This is a genomic window from Natronospirillum operosum (genome assembly GCF_004768465.1).
Classification (GTDB): Bacteria; Pseudomonadota; Gammaproteobacteria; order Pseudomonadales; family Natronospirillaceae; genus Natronospirillum; species Natronospirillum operosum.
In genome coordinates this window covers 309,669-325,734 of record NZ_SRMF01000003.1, presented here as the reverse complement: position 1 = coordinate 325,734, position 16,066 = coordinate 309,669, and the positions used below count along the sequence as shown (strand labels likewise).

The 16,066-nt window shown below is 57.6% G+C and carries 17 protein-coding genes; 11 read left to right on the top strand and 6 right to left on the bottom strand.

Annotation, left to right across the window (positions count from 1 at the left end; all coding sequences use genetic code 11):
- The first annotated feature begins 5 nt into the window (after positions 1–5).
- The 4 genes from E4656_RS10435 (at position 6) to E4656_RS10420 (ending at position 4,124) form a co-directional block, all read left to right on the top strand.
- Positions 6–875 carry a hypothetical protein gene (locus E4656_RS10435; RefSeq protein WP_135483165.1) on the top strand — a complete coding sequence of 290 codons (870 nt, stop codon included), beginning with the start codon at positions 6–8 and terminating at the stop codon, positions 873–875.
- A 158-nt stretch (positions 876–1,033) separates the two neighbouring features.
- Complete coding sequence (locus E4656_RS10430) at positions 1,034–2,986, top strand: hypothetical protein (RefSeq protein ID WP_135483164.1); 1,953 nt, start codon at positions 1,034–1,036, stop codon at positions 2,984–2,986.
- A gap of 4 nt (positions 2,987–2,990) precedes the next feature.
- Positions 2,991–3,296 carry a hypothetical protein gene (locus E4656_RS10425; RefSeq protein WP_135483163.1) on the top strand — a complete coding sequence of 102 codons (306 nt, stop codon included), beginning with the start codon at positions 2,991–2,993 and terminating at the stop codon, positions 3,294–3,296.
- A gap of 42 nt (positions 3,297–3,338) precedes the next feature.
- Entirely contained in the window at positions 3,339–4,124 is a 786-nt protein-coding gene (locus E4656_RS10420) for a hypothetical protein (RefSeq protein WP_135483162.1), read from the top strand.
- On the opposite strand, the gene E4656_RS10415 is transcribed toward E4656_RS10420, so the two are convergent.
- Positions 4,121–5,107, bottom strand: a complete 987-nt coding sequence (locus E4656_RS10415) for a sigma 54-interacting transcriptional regulator (protein WP_135483161.1) — start codon at positions 5,105–5,107, stop codon at positions 4,121–4,123. The genes E4656_RS10420 and E4656_RS10415 overlap by 4 nt on opposite strands.
- Positions 5,108–5,319: 212 nt before the next feature.
- Here E4656_RS10415 and pspA point away from each other — a divergent pair, with 212 nt between their 5' ends.
- From pspA to E4656_RS10395, 4 genes are read left to right on the top strand one after another with little or no spacing between them, the layout of a single operon-like run.
- A complete protein-coding gene (gene pspA, locus E4656_RS10410) occupies positions 5,320–6,003 on the top strand; it encodes a phage shock protein PspA (RefSeq protein ID WP_135483160.1) in 684 nt (227 codons plus the stop codon).
- Positions 6,004–6,038: 35 nt separating this feature from the next.
- Positions 6,039–6,278 (top strand): envelope stress response membrane protein PspB, encoded by a 240-nt coding sequence (pspB, locus tag E4656_RS10405; RefSeq protein WP_135483159.1) that lies wholly within the window; start codon positions 6,039–6,041, stop codon positions 6,276–6,278.
- Between the two features lie 11 nt (positions 6,279–6,289).
- Complete coding sequence (locus E4656_RS10400) at positions 6,290–6,733, top strand: PspC domain-containing protein (RefSeq protein ID WP_135483158.1); 444 nt, start codon at positions 6,290–6,292, stop codon at positions 6,731–6,733.
- Positions 6,734–6,771: 38 nt separating this feature from the next.
- Positions 6,772–7,506 carry an alpha/beta fold hydrolase gene (locus E4656_RS10395; protein ID WP_135483157.1) on the top strand — a complete coding sequence of 245 codons (735 nt, stop codon included), beginning with the start codon at positions 6,772–6,774 and terminating at the stop codon, positions 7,504–7,506.
- 16 nt (positions 7,507–7,522) lie between these two features.
- On the opposite strand, the gene E4656_RS10390 is transcribed toward E4656_RS10395, so the two are convergent.
- Positions 7,523–7,828, bottom strand: a complete 306-nt coding sequence (locus tag E4656_RS10390) for an Atu4866 domain-containing protein (RefSeq protein ID WP_135483156.1) — start codon at positions 7,826–7,828, stop codon at positions 7,523–7,525.
- Between the two features lie 237 nt (positions 7,829–8,065).
- Between E4656_RS10390 and E4656_RS20620 the strand changes: the two genes are divergently transcribed.
- Positions 8,066–8,710, top strand: coding sequence for a PAS domain-containing protein (locus tag E4656_RS20620; protein ID WP_276605968.1), 645 nt, complete (start codon positions 8,066–8,068; stop codon positions 8,708–8,710).
- A 173-nt stretch (positions 8,711–8,883) separates the two neighbouring features.
- Here E4656_RS20620 and E4656_RS10380 read toward each other — a convergent pair whose 3' ends face one another.
- The 3 genes from E4656_RS10380 to E4656_RS10370 all read right to left on the bottom strand — a co-directional run bounded on the left by E4656_RS10380 (position 8,884) and on the right by E4656_RS10370 (position 12,551).
- Entirely contained in the window at positions 8,884–9,876 is a 993-nt protein-coding gene (locus E4656_RS10380) for a hypothetical protein (RefSeq protein ID WP_135483155.1), read from the bottom strand.
- 174 nt (positions 9,877–10,050) lie between these two features.
- A complete protein-coding gene (locus tag E4656_RS10375; RefSeq protein WP_135483154.1) occupies positions 10,051–10,746 on the bottom strand; it encodes an OmpA family protein in 696 nt (231 codons plus the stop codon).
- A gap of 17 nt (positions 10,747–10,763) precedes the next feature.
- On the bottom strand, positions 10,764–12,551 hold the full coding sequence (locus E4656_RS10370) for an autotransporter family protein (RefSeq protein WP_167856020.1): 1,788 nt from the start codon (positions 12,549–12,551) through the stop codon (positions 10,764–10,766).
- 231 nt (positions 12,552–12,782) lie between these two features.
- Between E4656_RS10370 and E4656_RS20235 the strand changes: the two genes are divergently transcribed.
- Positions 12,783–13,037, top strand: a complete 255-nt coding sequence (locus E4656_RS20235; protein ID WP_167856019.1) for a hypothetical protein — start codon at positions 12,783–12,785, stop codon at positions 13,035–13,037.
- Between the two features lie 291 nt (positions 13,038–13,328).
- Here the strand turns inward: E4656_RS20235 and E4656_RS10365 are convergent, their stop codons facing one another.
- Positions 13,329–14,279: a helix-turn-helix transcriptional regulator gene (locus tag E4656_RS10365; RefSeq protein ID WP_135483152.1), complete on the bottom strand. Its 951-nt coding sequence runs from the start codon at positions 14,277–14,279 to the stop codon at positions 13,329–13,331.
- A gap of 217 nt (positions 14,280–14,496) precedes the next feature.
- Here E4656_RS10365 and E4656_RS10360 point away from each other — a divergent pair, with 217 nt between their 5' ends.
- Positions 14,497–16,029: a hypothetical protein gene (locus E4656_RS10360; protein ID WP_135483151.1), complete on the top strand. Its 1,533-nt coding sequence runs from the start codon at positions 14,497–14,499 to the stop codon at positions 16,027–16,029.
- The last annotated feature ends 37 nt before the right edge of the window (positions 16,030–16,066 follow it).

Here is a 16,066-nt window from a genome sequence, read left to right as displayed (position 1 = left end):
ACCAAATGACCACTATTGAAAATATGGTGCGGCAACATCAAAACTGGCTTGATCAAGCAGAAGGGTTAGTTGATCGAAAACTAAGATATTTAAGGGAAGATTTAAATGATGGGGATCTGGTATCCATGATCAACATATCCGACGCCCTAGGTAGCCTTGCCACCTATTACGGCATAAGCGGAATGCTATCTAATCACACCCAACTTACAACTAAAAATGATTATTTGTCCCACTCCATAATCTATAGATTCTGGGCATTAAAAATAAGAGCTAAACACTTCTCTAAAACTTATTTCCTTCGCGGAACCAATAAGGCTCCAAATTTAACAAACCAAATGAGCAATGCCGCCTGCTTATTAGCTTGCTTTATAGCTATCGAAAAAGACGACAAGGCAGACTTTACCGCAGACATACTTGAAGGCATGTTTACAACTGATGGAGCCATAAATGCCAACTACCTGAAAGAGCGTAGATTTGAACCTTTTATGATGTGGCTCTACTCAGCTTATTCCGGAAAAACGTTATCTAAAAATTTTGAATTCAGAGAGTATGGAGTATACCAGAAATTAATAGATTCCTGGCATAGCCCTGAATTAATTTCTGATCCCATTCTGGAATTATGTGACTATCATCTTGTCAATTCTGATGACACTGGCGGGAGGCGGGACCCCGAGTTCAAGAACTCTCCATTTGACTTATTGCCATTTGAAATATGGGCAATATTCTCTACTAGAAAAAAGCTAGGCATGGTGATGCCAGAGATTGACCACCCACTATTGTCATTCTCAAAAAATATAAAGGATGACTTGCATCTTGTTCCTGATGATTTAGCACTAGAAATTGAAGCCGCTTACAACAGCATTTTCAATAGTTAGAAGGCTGTCAATGATGCTTATGTATAGGGATTAATACTCTCACAGCTCTTTCTTGTCCCAATTGCAGGGGAATGTGTATCTAACCCGATTTGTAAATCATGCAAGCGGGCCTAACAGTTGACTATCGACTGGTGAGCAGTGAAGGCCGAAGTGAGATATTGGCTGAACAGCTTGGGCTGGCCGGCAACACCCTGACCGCCGGCGCGGGTGCTGTGGCCGATGTGGCCCGGGTGACGGCTGCCGCAGGCAGCGTGGTGGAACTCGATATCAACCAGACCACCAACGCCTGGAACACCGCCGGTCAGGGTCAGGCTCTGGCCTACCACGAAGGCGGCCAACTGGCCGGCCTGGTTGAAGGCATGCGCGAGGGCGACATCGAGGATGGCTTTGTTCTGCAGGACGGTCTGGCCGAGGTCGACCAGTTCCTCAACCAGACCGATGACGAACGGGTTCGTGTCACCGAGGGTGCCACCAACTCCAACGGCAATGCCGTCTACGGTGCCGCCCATCAGGACAGCAACACCCTGTTCGTCGATATCGACGGCGAGCGCATCGGCAGCCTGGTCAACACCGTTGCCCACGAAGGCATGCACCTCAATGGCGCCGGCGAGATCAACGCCACCGTCACCGGCTACATGACCGACCTAGCCTATCGGGCCAATGCCTACGCTAATCGCGATGCGATAGACAGCCACCGCCCTGCCCCGGTGGCCATCCAGAACCCAGCGGCCCATCAGCAGTTGCTGAGCGGAAACCAGGCGCTGTTTGCCGAGTTGGAGCAACGGGATGATCTGGAGTTCAGGCAACTGAACGCTACGGAAATTGATCTCGTCCAGCTCAATACAGAAACCTACGCACGGCAACAAGGGTACTGCCAGGATACCCAGTGTTCGCCTGAAGCCCTGCAACAAGCCGGTACAGAGCTTCGATTGGAAGCCCTGAGACGCGTAGACGCCACCTATGCCGAACATGGAGAAGAAAATCCAAACGCTGGCGAGTTCCTGAATGAGCTGGGTGCCGGTTCAGCCATAGACGGCAGCGATCAACTTCTGTTTGCCGAGGACCGTCACTACAGCGACAGCTATGTCAGTCAGGAGCATATGGCGGACGCTGAATTGATCGCGTACGTATTGCGAGCCGACGATGTACCGGAAGATATGAAAACGGCAGTGCTCCAGAGCATCCTGGCCTCTACCGGCAGCGGATGGGGTCAGGAACAACTGGTGGAGTTGTTTACCGACAGCGACCTCAAAGCTCAGGTTACAGACACACTGCCGTTATCAGGTTTTGGAGGGCAAGAACCTCTCCTCTACAGCACCATAGTGGCTGAGGCAATTGCTGGCGACATCACTCGACTGAATGATCAGATCGCCGTACTGCAGGACAATCTGGCCGATTCAAATCATCGCGGTACTGAGCTGGGGCTCATGGAAGAAGGCCAGTTGTGGAATCTCATGGCCGCCCGCAATATGCTGCAGCAGGAAGGCGGTGCTGAGCCCGCCACAGAGTTGATGGGAACCATGTTCAACCATGAGGCTCTGGGCGGCGGGAGCATGCTGTTGTTCCTGGGCGAGGAACTGGCGGACCGATCTCGACTGGCGAGCCTTGGACCGCAGTTGCGGGGTGATGGCGGGCACTCAGGAACAGGGGAGATTCCTTCAGAAAACAACTCGCGTGATTTTTCAGGTGGAAGGCCATCCCTACAAGGTGATGCCTACAGTCCTGAAATAGTGAATACGCGAAGCGCCGAGTTCTACAATCTTTATGGAGATAATCCACTTCGCGGGTCAATGTCAAATGCAGAGGCACGCCAGTGGTACCTCGCGGCGGACAGGGGGATAGTTGATCGTATTGATTTGTCTGCTCCTCTCGACGTACAGGCAAAGCAGGCGTTTGATCTTAGAAACTCCAATCGGACAGAGGCGCGCGAGCTAATGGCAGATCGCATAGAGGCAGACAGACTGTATCGTGAGGAGCCAAACTTAACTTGGGATCAAATGATTCAGCGGCAGCAAAGTCGTGGACTCTCAGGAGACGATATCTACAACAGTATTCTTCAAAGTTCACAAAGAACTCGGACAGAAATAAACCAACGATATGGCTTGGAGTAATCAAATGAGCTTTCCCATTGTAACTAAAAGCGTAAACAACGATGGCGCCACCCAATACCATCTTCAGTTCGATTCAGAGTGGGGGGGGGTTGAGTCATTTGCAAAATACCTACAAAAGTATTGGCAAGCCGAATTGTTAGACAAAACTGACAGTGTCTACTCTAGGAAATGGGTGCTCAGATCCGGCGGTGTGCTTATTTCTGTTTATCACGACAGTCAAATAGGAAACTATTTTCTCAGGGAGGATGGAGAAAGTGACGAGGCCTTATTGCGCCAAATAGAGGCTGACCTGATCCATCGAATGAGTTGATATCAAACGCCAACCAGCCTACGGGACCAGGGCAACATACAGGTGAACGGCGCATCCATCAGCAGTTCGGCTGCCGCCTCTGACAACGGCAACAACAGCCTGACGACGGGCACCCTCACGACCGAGGACCTGCACAACGAGTCCAGCTACCGGGTCAGCACGAACAGCGCAGGCGTGGGTACTGACATGCTTTCACAAGGTCGGTATGGCGTGGCCAAAGGCATCGCCGGCAATGTGATGGGCCATGGCAGTGACAATGGTTCCGACTCCGGGGTGACCGCCAGTGCGGTATCACAGGGGCATGTCACCCTGACCAATGCAGAGGCACAGGAAGCTCTGACGGGACAGTCATCCGACGAGTACCTGGCCGGGCTGAACCGTGATACCGAGAACAATCACGATGCGGTGCAATCCTTCGCCGACAGGGCCGAATCCAGGCTGGCGCAACTGGAGGACGAAGCCGAAGTCCGCACAACGGCCTATAATGAGTTTACAACAGAAGTGACAGATGACATCTACGCGGCTGCCACGGCACAGATCGAAATCATTCGTCAGCTCTGTACAGAGGGTGGTCGTACATGTGATGGAACCGAATCAGTGGGCATAGACGGCGTGGTGGCTGATGAGAATGGCGTCATCCGACTCTTCAACAATGGCATCAACACCCCTGAAAGCGAGGGCATGGCGACAGGTTTCGCTGCGGCGCAGTATGAGGATGGCGTGGAAACTTACACGGTGGTTAATCCGCATACAGGCAGTTTTGTATCAGAATTGCTCTATGCGGGCTATGACAAGTTGAACTCTTCCACACCTGTATTCCACTACTAAGCCTGCCTGGTCGTCAGGTTGTGCTTGCGCAGCAGGTTCCGAAACTGGTGGTAGCTGAGGTCCAGGCTCTCGGCGGCGCGGCCCTGATGGCGGTCGTTCTGGTCGAGCGCGCGCTGCAGCAGCAGGACTTCCAGCCGTGCCACCTGATCGGCAAAACCCAGGGTATCGTCAAGGTCGGGGGTCGCTTCCCGGTTTCCGGGCTGCCAGGGTGAAGCAAAGGGGTCGAGGACGATGTGGTCAATGGCCTTGTCCGGTTGATTCCAGCGGTAAAGGCTGCGTTCCACCGCGTTTTTCAGCTCCCGCACATTGCCGCGAAATGGGTGCTGGCACAGTTGTTCCAGCACTCGGTCCGAAAACCCCGGGAACATGGGCCACCCCAGTTCACTGCTCATCTGAATGCCAAAGTGTTCGGCCAGAATCAGAATGTCATCCTGACGGGCCCGCAGCGGTGGCAGGGTCAGTACATCAAAGGCCAGGCGGTCGAGCAGGTCAGCCCGAAACCGGCCTTTCCGAGCCAGATCAGGCAGGTGCTCGTTGGTGGCGGCAACAATGCGGACATCCACGCGCAGAGTGGTCTGGCCGCCCAGACGTTCGAATTCACCATATTCGATCAGCCGCAGCAGCTTTTCCTGCACGGCCTGGGACATGTTGCTCATTTCATCCAGAAACAGGGTGCCCTCATGGGCGCGCTCGAAACGGCCCTTGTGCAGCCGCGTGGCGCCGGTAAACGCACCGGGTTCATAGCCGAACAGGTCGGCATCCAGCAGGCTGTCACTCAGAGCCCCACAGTTCACCTTCAGAAAGGGCTGCTGCCAGCGCTGGGAGAGAAAATGCAGGCGCTCTGCAATCAGTTCCTTGCCCGTGCCACGCTCGCCAATAACCAGTATGGGCCGGTTCAGCGGCGCCACCTGAGACACCTGGTCCAGCAGATCTGACAGTGCCGAACTCTCACCGATCAGGCGCTGTGGGGTATGTTCGTTCATGACTCTATATATTTAGCATATTTGGCCAATTAATTTAGCGTTTATCACTAATTATAGCCACACAAAAGCCTCCCCAAAACAGGAAATCTATAAAAATCAATAGGTTATAAACCTGGCACGGTTTCTGATAGGTACAGATACAGTTCAGCGCATCGTTCATTCAACAGAAGGCGACGCCCTGACCATTGACTACTGACCCGAGGAGACCTGACATGGGCATTTTTTCCCGCTTGTCCGACATCATCAACAGCAACCTGAATGCATTGCTGGACCGCGCCGAAGACCCGCAGAAAATGATCCGCCTGATTATTCAGGAGATGGAGGAAACGCTGGTCGAAGTGCGCAGCAGTTCCGCCCGCGTTATTGCCGACAAGAAGGAAGCGCAGCGGCGTCTGAGTCGCCTGCAGGACGAAGCCGGCGAGTGGGAAAAGAAAGCCCGCCTGGCGCTGGAAAAAGGCCGCGAAGACCTGGCCCGTGCCGCCCTGGCCGAGAAACAGAGTGTGTCCGAGGAGCAGGCCCTGGTGGAAAAAGAGTTCACCGCTCTGGACGAGCATATGGAGCAGTTGTCCTCGGAAATCAGCCAGTTGCAGCAAAAACTGAATGACGCCAAGGCCAAGCAGAAGACGCTGGTGATGCGCCAGCAGACCGTATCCACGCGCATGAAAACACGGCGCCAGTTGCAGAAAGACTCACTGCAGGACGCGTTCGAGAAGTTCGAGCACTATGAGCGCCGCATGGATAATATGGAAGGCGAGCTGGAGTCGATGGACCTGGGGCGGGACGACCGTCAGAAGCTGGCCAGCGAAATCGACAGCCTGGCGCAGGATGAAGGCATCAACGCCGAGCTGGATCGCCTGCGGGCTGACCTGCAACGTGACGGCAAAGCCGAACAATAATGATTGCCCGGCCGGCAGGGCAAAAGGAGTAAACCATGCACTTTTTTGAATTCTTGTTTGTGCCCACCATCCTGTTCATGGTGATCGTAATGCCCATCTGGATAGTGCTGCATTACCGGTACAAATCAAAAACCTCTGGCGGCCTCGGCGAGGCCGACCAGAAGCAACTGGACACCTTGCTGCGCACGGCCGACACCCTGGCTGACCGCATCACTACCCTGGAATCCATTCTGGATGAACGCCAGCCAAACTGGCGGCGCCAGAACAAACAGTAGGAGACGGTGTCATGTCACAGTTCAACGATTTTTGGGAAAAGCGGCGCCAGGGTTACGGGATGAACCTCTATCGCAACAAGAAAAAGGGTTGGCTGGGTGGTGTCTGTGCCGGTCTGGGTGACCACCTGAACATCGAACCCTGGATACTGCGCCTGATTGCCGTCGGCGCCCTGATGATGTTCACGTCGCTGGCGATATTTGCCTATCTGGCCGCCTGCATCTTGCTGGCCAAGCGCCCGAAGAGGCTGAAGACCAGGCCGCAGACCGAATACGACGAGACCGCCCATCAGGACCGGCCACGCAGCATGTTCAGTTACCCGGACACCCCGAGTGAAAGACTGCGCACCGCCCGCGAACGCCTTGATGACGTACTGAACCGGGTAGAAACCATGGAACGCTACGTCACCTCCAAGCGCTATAACCTGGATCGGGAGTTTTCCAAGATTCAGGACTAGCGCAGCCAGAGGGAAAGGACCCAAAGAGGGACAGCTATATGAATCACCGTACCTTTATACTGGTGCCCGGTGCCTGGATGGGCCAATGGATCTGGGCCGGCATCGAGCAGCGGTTACGCGCCCGGGGGCAGGTTGTGCACGCGATGACACTGCCGGGCCTGGAATCGCCGCCCCTGCTCCGATACCAGGTCAGCCTGGAAACTCATGTACGGCACGTGGTGGACTTCATGAAAGTATCCAACCTCAGGGAGGTGGTACTGGTAGGCCACGGCTACTCCGGGCTGGTGGTGGGACAGGCGGCCCAGCGGCTGCCCGACCGGGTTTGCCATACGGTCTTTCTGGAAGCCTATGTACCCGAAGAGGGTCGCTCGTTGCTGGAACTGGCGGACCTCGACGTGGAGGCCGTGCAGCGACAGATCAATGACAACCAGGGGCTCTGGCCCGTCCCGAGCGAGCGGGTACTTGCCTATGAAACCCAACTGACAACTGCCGACCACCGGTTTCTCAAGCAGCGGCTTGTCGGTCACCCCGGCAGAACGGTCACCGACCCGGTCCGTCTGCAGGGTCCGCTGGCCGACCTGTCAGCCACCTATGTGGGCCGCCAGGCACCCGCAGTCATCCGCGACTGGCTGACGCTACCCGAGCCTGAACGGAACTGGCATCACATCCCGCTGGCGGGTGGGCACTGGCCAATGCTGTCCACGCCCGATCAACTGACCTCAGCCCTCCTTTCAGTCGGCTGCAAGACAGCCGTCCGGGCACTGCAGACCTGAGACTACGGTACTTGGGTTACTTGCGATACAGCACCATACCGCCGTGATAAAGAATGCCGTTGATGAACTCGCCATCGGCGGTAAATCCCGTATCGTCCCAGTATTCGATATAGTTGCCGGTTACTCGATAGCGCCCCTGATAGGCGCTTTCACGTCTGCCGCGCGCCTCGTCATAGCGATTATTGGGCAACAACTCATGGCGAATGTAGCCGTCTTCAGTAACCCACATGCCGACGTATGGGTGGCTGGCCACATTGTCGTCGCCGCTGTTCAAGTCTGTTGGAGCTGCAGTCACATCGGCTTGGTTCATTGAATCTGTCATGGGCTGATCCTCTCGTTGTTGAAGCGCCTGGAGAAGATTAGTCAGTTGCGACCGATGACAATAGAGCCATTCCTCTTGCAGTCTTGCCTGTTCCTATTCATATCCTGATTCTGCTGCCCGCTGCAGAGGTACGCGCCATAAGAGCTTAAAGAAGCCTATAGGGCCGTCGATACAATCTTCGTACTTCAAAACTGATCGACAGCATTCAACCCAACCGCCTGTTTGAGGATCGCTTCATTGCCGGACGAGACCGAGATATTCAATAGCATTGCCAACCGGATGATGGGCTTCCTCTATCGTTGTCGAATGGATGAAAACTACACCATGCTGAACATGTTCGGGCGTGTTGAAACACTGACCGGTCATACCATGGAAGACCTGATACAAAACAAGCGGGCTTCCTACATCGGGCTTATTCTGGAAGACGACGTACCCCTGGTGGATGACGCTGTTGAAAAAGCGCTGGAAGCGAATACTGGCTGGAATGTGGATTACCGCATCAAGCGCAAGGACGGCGCCATTGTCTGGGTAAATGAAAACGGCGGCGGCGTGAAAGACAGTGACGGCAACATCCTGTATCTGGAAGGCGTCGTCATCGACATCAATGAACGCAAAGAGAATGAGCTGCGCCGACGCGAACAGTCGGAAGTCGTGGAATCACACAGTGCCTTGATCGTCTCGGAGACGCAGAAAATTCTCAACATGCTGAAAACTCTGCGCCTGCTCAGTCTGAACGCCAGCATAGAGGCCGCTCGCGCGGGAGACGCCGGACGCGGCTTCGCGGTGGTCGCCGACGAGGTCAAAAACCTGGCCGAGCGCACCGGCCTCTCAGCCGATGAAATTACCCGTCTGACGACAGAACTGGACAAATTACTGCAATGACAGGTTCTCTTTCCGTATTCAAGAAAGCGACTTGGTAGGTCAGATCGCCCAAGCTCTCCTCGTAAATTCTCATGTTATCGTCGGAACTCACGAGCCCCCTCGGAACTCGGACCCCATTCAAGTAGATATCGTCACCGTCGAGAACGATCGAATCTCCCGGCATCCCGATCAGGCTATGGCCGTACTCCAACAACCGAATAACGTTCTGCCCGCTGCGTATCGGGCACCACTGCGAAGGGGTCTGCGTCTGCAGGAAAATCCCATCGAAACACCCGGCTGGTGCCAGACATTGCATCACCACTGACTTCAAGCTCGTCATGTCCAAGCTGGTATATATCTCTGGTCGAACATGAATTGAATCGCATGACCCGCGCCGTCAGTGCATTGCCGTCCAGTACAATGCCGGGCTGCCATTGCAGGATACTGGTGCCAAAATGTTCATTGTTCTCATCGACTGTCTGAATATACAGATCACCCTGTACCTGCATATATCGCATGATGCCGCTGGCCGACCGTCCTGACTCTGCGTTATCGAGTTCTTCCGTAAAGACCAGGTCCCACTTCCCATTGAAGGGCCCGGGCTCGGTGGATACATCGTCTCTCTCAATGGTGAAGCCGATGGTGCCATCGCCATCGTCATAGAAAAATCCGTAGGCAGAAACCAGTGTCAGCTCTTCTACAAGCAGCCGCGCTGCCACATCTCCAACCGCCTGAAACTCATGGAACTTGATGGTGTTCTCGCCGGAGAATTGCGGATTCTCGAACGCATCGGTGGTGTGAAAAATATCCATGTCGCCGGTTCTCGTGCCCGCCGTGCCGGGGTCAATACCGCGAAAACGCACCGTGTAGCGCCCGGGCTCGAGTTCCAGCAAAAACCTGTCGTTGTGCTGAAACTCACCAAAATATACCTGACCGAGCTCAATGCCGGTACGCTCAGCCGGATCGGATACAGGGGTGAGGTGCACCACCGAGCTGTCCGCTGGGGGGACAATTGCGGTCACTCTTTCATTGAAAAAACTCGCGTCCACCAGGTCCGTGAAGGAGGGCCCGTTCTTGCCGCCTTGATGGCCATCTGTAGTGTTGCTGCGCCCTGGTTCAAGGCTGCTGCACCCAGCCACAGCGATACAAGCTGCAGCAATCAGGCAGGAGACACTCACTTCGCTCATTTGCTGCATCCCTTTAATCTGGTCCTTTTGTGCAACGTCCCATGGGTGCCAGAAGTTGCCTGGCAAGATTAGGGGGACTTTGCTACGGAATCAATGCGCTCAGCCATGTCGAGTTTGAAGACTCGGAAGAGCAACTGGTCTGGTTCTTCCAGATCGCTGAAATCACCGAGGCCGCTATTCATTCTGAATGAGGGTGGCAGTCACCTCTACCCGGCGATCAGGGGCGAGGCACTCAATGCTGGCTCTGCGGTCAAGAGTCTCCGGGCAGGTCTGGCTGCCCGTTACCGGTGCCCCGTCCCCCGCCGCCAGCACCTCTATCGTGCTTCGCCCTGCCCCCTGGCCCCGCAACCAGGCTGCGACACCTTCTGCACGTTGGCGGGCCAGGCGCTGGTTGTGCTCTGGTCGGCCCAGGCGGTCGGTATGGCCGCTGACCTCGATGCGCAGTCTCGATTGTGGTGCAGCAGAGACTGCAGCCCACCAGCCCTGCAGCGCCGCCTGGGCGTCGGGGCCCAGCGTGGCGTCGTCAAACGCGAAGCGCACGACAGTGCCTTGTGTGCTCCAGATGGGCTCCGGCTTTCGGACAGACTCGACTGCCGGTTCCGGCTCAGGCTCAGCCACCGGCAGGGGTTCGGGTAATGGATCAGGCAAAGGCTCGAGCACCGGCGCCGGCTCTTCGGCCAGGGCCATATCACACTCCGGCACTGCATGGTCCGGACGCCAGTCGGCAGTGCGCCAGCAGCGCCCACGATGGTCGCGCAGCAGTTCGCCCTCGGCGCCGGTGCGATAACCGGGCCAGTCCGTATCCGATACCGAGGCCGAAGTGCAGGCCTGGAGCAGCAGAACGCTGCACAGTATGACAAGACTCCGCATGAGGTGTTCTCCTTTGCCTACCACAGTGCACTCAGACCCAGTGCGATGTCGTGGTCAGTGGCGTTGTCGCTGAACCCGCCGCGCCACTGGCCCTGCAGGGAGAGCCGGTCGGTCAGGTAGGCTTGTGCGCCCAGTGCGGTCACCAGCCGCAGGCCGTCATGGTCGGCCCCGTAGACCGTGAAGCGCTCGCCGCCGGCCCGAAAGCGCGCCGTCTGCTCGGTGCGGGTGTCACCAAAGGCCTGTACCAGTGCGCCCTCACCCTGCAGCCGCAGCCAGCGCCCGGACATCAGCACCGTGTGGCCAATATCTGCACCCAGGCGTGCTTCACCCCAGGTCTGGCGGCTGGCATCGACCCGCAGTGCTGCCGCCGGCGCGCCGGACTCGCTGAAGTCACTGCGGCTCAGCGTCTGGCCGGACAGTTGGGTATAGAGCCGCACATCAAGCAGGCCCAGGCGGGCATCCAGTCCGGTCTCCACGGCCAGCCGGGCACCCAGCGTATTGGTGGCAGAGGTGGCGGTGTCATCCAGCACCTGTCGGTCCTGCTCCACCCGGGTCAGGCCCAGGCTGAGATCTCCGCGCAGATAGGCGGCGCGGCTGCCCTGGTAGCGGGCATAGGCCCCCAGAAAGCCACCCATCAGATCACCGCTGCCGAGGCGGTCATCCATGCTGAGCTCGCCCTGATAGAGCCCGAGGGCAGAGCCAACCAGCAGGGCCGGGCTGTACTGGCGGTCGATCCCGGCGGTAACGGCCTGACCCTGATACCGGAACTCGGGGTTGCCGGTGTTGCCATCAGGGTCTTCTGCGTAGCTCTGGTGGTGCAGTTGCACCCAGGCCCCGGTGCCGGAGGTCTCGGGCTCGGAACCCGGGTTGTTGCCCCCGGCGGCACGGCCGCCCAGAGGGCTGGTGCGGCGGCGCAGCTCGTCGGAGAAACCACCCAGCAGATGGCCGCTGCCGGCCAGCCCGGCCAGCAGGCTGTCGCCGGAGAGGGCATCGAACGCCCCGGGGGCAGCGGTGTGGCTGAGCCCCACGACGGCATCGTGCAGGGCATCACTTTCATCCAAAGCGGCCACGGCCTCGGCGGCCGCACGCTGGTTGCGGGTGCCGGCCAGATCGACGAACTCGACATCGTTGCGGGCGAGCTGCAGGGTGACGGCATGGCTGCTGTACGCCAGCGCCGCATCGAGGAAGGCGAAGTTGGAGGTGACATCATCAAACTCACCGGTGATCCCGTTGTCTGCCGTGAGAATGGTGTAGTCACTGCTTGGCCCGTAGGGGCCGCTGGCGCCGACATGGAGCACCGAGCCAGCCAGAGTCGCTTCGCCAGTGACGTCGACCCGGTCACTGGCGCCGGTATCCGGGTCCACCGTCACCTGATACTCAGCACCCGGCTGGAAGGTCAGGTCGCCCTCCACGGTCAGGGTGCCGATGGAGTTGCCCTGGGCCAGCACACCACCGTTGGTGATGACCGTATCACCCACTGTGCCGGAGCCGGAGAGCACACCGCCGTCGACGGTAACCGCACCCAGAGTGCCCTCGACCACCAGCCGGCCGTCGTCCAGGGTCCAGTCGGTGTCGCTGGCGCCAGTCAGCGTCCAGGTGCTGGCACCACTGGCCTCGAAATGGTCAAAACCCCGGTACTGGGCCGTATCGCCGATCAGGTCGAGATCGAAGGTGCCATCAGCCGCACCATCCAGCACCAGGGTATTGCCGGTACCGTCCGCGACCACATTGCCGATTACTTCGAAGCCGTTGTGCAGCTCCAGGAGATTGTCATCGCCCTCAAACTGTATGGCGTTGTGGTTCACGGACTCAACCCTCCCGGAGATCCGCACTGTATTTCTGTCTTGCTGAGCATGGACGCCACGAAGATTGATGGATGTGACACTTCCAGAAACGTCCACAGTGCTGTCTCTGGAAAACTGGATGGCAGTACCGGTGCTGTCTACGCTGCCCGAGACGTCGATCGTGTTGTACTCGCCTCCAACCAGGACACCCGTATGGGCGGACTCTATGCTTCCCGAGATATGGATCGTGTTATGTACATTCTCGCCAACAAAGCCCCCAACGCGGAGGGCAATGGTAGTGCTCCCAGTCGTTTCTACGCGGCCCGAGACATCAACGGTGGTGTTGCCACCCGTAGCATTGATGCCATAAGAGCCCCAATCGGAGGTTTCAATGCTTCCAGAAACGTTGATCGTGTTGTTGCCACCACCGGTGGCATCAATGCCGTGGCTGAAAGTGCCGCTGGTTACGATGCGACCCAGCACGTCAATCGTGTAGCCCGCATCTGAAGTCTCGATAGCAGGCTGACTGCCGCCTGTGGTACTGAGAGTTTCATGTTCCTGGACCACCACATGCTGGGCCAAAGCGGGGTCGGCCGACAAACATGTCGCCATAGTCAGCAGTACAGGCCAAGCCGAGCATACGGTTGCTGTTTGATCGTTCCGATCCATCATTCAGGGCCCCTACCCCTTGCGAAGAGCTGGGGACACTAGCTGATCTCCGTTATTGCGACTTCCACTGAGCGCTACATAGGGGCAGGAAATCTTCTGCGGCGTTGGCGAACCGGTTCCGGGGGCTATTCAGGGCCGCAGTGCTGAAGGTGTTTGACCATAGCGCCGGCTAAAGGCTCGGTAGAACCATGAGAGGTTGTTGAACCCCGAGGCAAAAGCGAGCTCGCTGACGGAGCGGTCGGCCAGATCAGGGTCCGTCAGCAGGCGATGGGCCCGCAGCAAGCGCTGATCGAGCAGGTGGTCGGTAAAGGTGGTGCCGGCGTGGTCGAACAGGGCACGCACATAGCTTGTCGACACGCCATGCCGTTTGGCGACCCACTCCACCGTCAGGTCTCCGTGTCTGGCATGCGCGGCCATGTCGGCCTTGATGGCGCGCAGCCGTGCAGCGCGCAGGCCGCGGCCCCGGGCCAGAACCCGGGCATCGCGATCGCCACCCAGGGTCAGGGCGGCGAGATCGTGAAGGTGAGTGGCAGCTTCCATGGCTGAGGCGGGGGAAAGGCCCTCACCTTCGCGTATCAATGAACAGGCATAGTCGGTAAGCAACCTGAGGGGAGCGCCAGATGAGATCGGCTGACCCATGACCCGGCCGAGACTGGCCAGCGACGGCACCAGGCTCTCTCGGGTATAGGCGATACAGAGAAAGTGCGACGACCGGCCAAAGAACCGGATATTGCCGGGCTGACCTGCGCTCAGCAGGCAGCCTTCTCCGAGGCCGCAGGCAATATCACTGCCTTGACTGCGCTGTGATATCCAGCCGCCCCGGGCGGAAGGATTGACCAGCAGTGTCAGGTCGTCCGGGCCATCGGCCGCGAGCGCGGCGTTGCGCCTGGCCTCTATGGCAGAGCTTTCGATCAGGGCGACCGCAACGCCAGGCAGAACCTGAAATTGCCCTCTGGTCTGAACGGGCCGCCCCTCTCGAGGCTCTATGTCGACCTTGGCGACGGCACCATAGGTGTCCCGTGCGATGTCCAGCCGATCTCTCTCACTGTAATCAGCGGTGGAGAAACTGATATAAGCCATTGTTTTTCAATCTGCCCTGAACAAGGGTTTTCCGTACATCGGCAACCACCGCAGTCTGTTTCCTGCAGACTGCGAAGCGGTACCTCAAATCTCTTCGGATACTACCGGAAATTCGGCCAGGAGACAGGCCGTCTGCATCAGGTGTGTCTTCTGCGCTAAAGATCTCACATCCGCTGCCGTTACAGTGCTGACAAGGACCACTCTAAAGGCACCCATCATGCCAACTGTTCCCCAGGGATTGACCACGGGTATGGCGCTGCAACAGCAGCCGACCTACAGCAAATCATCGGCACCGCAATCGAGCAACCAGATGCCCGCGCTTCAGGATGCGCCCGGCGTTCAGGTGACCCTGCAAGGTGAGGCGAGAAGCACCTCAGCCTATGCACGGCCAGCGCCCCTGCCCAGTCAACCGGCCAGTTGGACGCCCGATGCCATCAGCGAACAGATGCAGTCCAACCTCAGTGGAAGACAACGCGCCGGGTCCAACCCGCTGCAACGCCTGACCGGCATGCTGTTTGACCGCATCGCCTCCGGCTCAGATTCCTTTGAACAGAGTCTGGCCCGGTTTGGTTCGCTCCCGAATGCCGACAGGGATCTGGAGCACTGGGTCGGCGGCATCGGCTCTGCCAGAGGCAGCACGACCTTGCAGACACTGGGTTTCTCGCTAACCACGCGCAGCGGCACCTCGGTTCGTATTGAACTGTCCCACAAGCTGGAACCCGGGTTTTTCAGTGCCAACAGCCTGGCCGCCAAAGTCAGCATCAACGGCAACCTGAGCGACGCCGAGCGCGAAGCTCTGGGTGAAATGTCCGAACTGATGGAACGCCTGGCCCAGGAGTTCATGAAAACAGGGAAGCTGACACTCGATGGGCTCGAGGGCTTCGATAGCGACCTGTTCGAGAAGCTGAAGCTGGATTTCAGAAGCGGCACCGACCACTATGCGCTGACACTGAACAACACGCCGGAAGAACGCACGCTCTCCATCAACTGGAACGGCAACAAGGTTGACCTCTCGCTCGACCTTACCGGCAACACCCTGACCGGCGCCGAAGCCAAGGCGCAGTCCCTTGCGCACTACCTTGAGCTGATTCGCGACAGTGTGAAGAAATCCGACGGCGACAAGGCGCTGGCAGACTTCATGGCTGATTCCTTTGCGACGCTGCACCAACTCAACGATACCGAGTCACGCAATGCGACCATTGCGCAGGAAAAATTGCCGGACAATACCCTGCTGACCGGTATGCAGGACTTCAGTGCGACGTTCACCAGCAAATACACGCAGCCCAACACGCATTCCGAAAAATTCATGGAGCGCGCGGGCTTCACTCTGGAGCTCGGTCAGACAAGCCGGGTCAGCGGCCGGCCGCCCATTGAACTCTCCATAGACCAGGAGCAACACTACAGCCTGTCTGCCAGCTATTATCGTCCGCTGTCGTTCCTGGAAGACGTTGATTTTGAAACCCAGACCTATCAGTACATTGAAATCAACGAACAAAGCACTCGCCGTACTCAGCAACGCTATGAGATGGGGCGCTGGGTGAGTGCCATCCACACAGAGGAAAACCAGTATCATCATCAGATGACGGAGTATCGACTGAATGACATCAGCCGCACCGTGGTCAAGGAAGATGCTCGGGCCAGGCTGCTTGATCTTACGGAACAGACGCAACAGGAACTCTACCGCAACCAACAACTGGCCCTGCTGGACAGCCTGTTGCTCACCGCCCCTACCCGCCGCAACCTGGTATAACCCCCGGCGCATGAGATGCCCCAAAAAGAAAGGCCAG